Genomic DNA, 1,236 nt, shown 5'->3' with positions numbered 1-1,236 from the left:
TCGGGGGTGAAGCTGAGAATTTAAGCGCCAGTAAACGGCGGTGGTAACTATAACCATCCTAAGGTAGCGAAATTCCTTGTCGGGTAAGTTCCGACCTGCACGAATGGCGTAACGACTTTCCGGCTGTCTCAACCACAGGCCCGGCGAAATTGCACTACGAGTAAAGATGCTCGTTACGCGCGGCAGGACGGAAAGACCCCGGGACCTTTACTATAGTTTGGTATTGGTTTTCGGTTCGGCTTGTGTAGGATAGGTGGGAGACTGTGAAGCCGGCACGCTAGTGTTGGTGGAGTCGTTGTTGAAATACCACTCTGGTCGGATTGGGAATCTGAACCTCGGACCATGATCTGGTTCAGGGACAGTGCCTGATGGGTAGTTTAACTGGGGCGGTTGCCTCCTAAAGAGTAACGGAGGCGCCCAAAGGTTCCCTCAGCCTGGTTGGCAATCAGGTGTTGAGTGCAAGTGCACAAGGGAGCTTGACTGTGAGACAGACATGTCGAGCAGGGACGAAAGTCGGGACTAGTGATCCGGCACCACCTGGTGGAAGGGGTGTCGCTCAACGGATAAAAGGTACCCCGGGGATAACAGGCTGATCTTGCCCAAGAGTCCATATCGACGGCATGGTTTGGCACCTCGATGTCGGCTCGTCGCATCCTGGGGCCGGAGTAGGTCCCAAGGGTTGGGCTGTTCGCCCATTAAAGCGGCACGCGAGCTGGGTTTAGAACGTCGTGAGACAGTTCGGTCCCTATCCGCCGCGCGCGTAGGATACTTGAGGAAGGCTGTCCCTAGTACGAGAGGACCGGGACGGACGAACCTCTGGTATGCCAGTTGTCACGCCAGTGGCATGGCTGGTTGGCCACGTTCGGAAGGGATAACCGCTGAAGGCATCTAAGCGGGAAGCCTGTTCCAAGATGAGGTATCCCACCCCTTGTGGGTTAAGGCCCCCAACAGACCATTGGGTTGATAGGCCAGAAATGGAAGCACAGTAATGTGTTGTCGAGTTGACTGGTACTAATAGGCCGAGGACTTGCCCACAAAGATGTTACGCATCCACTCTACAGCTCTGAAACACCACACCGTTCTGGAAACAGACAGTGTGTGTTGTTTCGTAGTGTTTCGGTGGTTATAGCGTCAGGGAAACGCCCGGTCCCATTCCGAACCCGGAAGCTAAGCCTGACAGCGCCGATGGTACTGCAACCGAAGGGTTGTGGGAGAGTAGGACACCGCCGGACTAAC

General features: G+C 55.2%; 2 rRNA genes (1 of these 2 only partly in view). Both read left to right on the top strand.

What is annotated here, in order from left to right:
- Positions 1-1,035 (top strand): 23S ribosomal RNA (locus tag ACZ3HL_RS44745) (it extends 1,364 nt beyond the left edge of the window).
- Positions 1,036-1,115: 80 nt separating this feature from the next.
- A 5S ribosomal RNA gene (gene rrf / locus ACZ3HL_RS44740) occupies positions 1,116-1,232 on the top strand.
- The last annotated feature ends 4 nt before the right edge of the window (positions 1,233-1,236 follow it).

Source organism: Amycolatopsis sp. NPDC000009 (assembly GCF_055563465.1).
The sequence above is the reverse complement of the archived record's forward strand: the minus strand, read 5'-3'. Positions and strand labels throughout refer to the sequence as shown.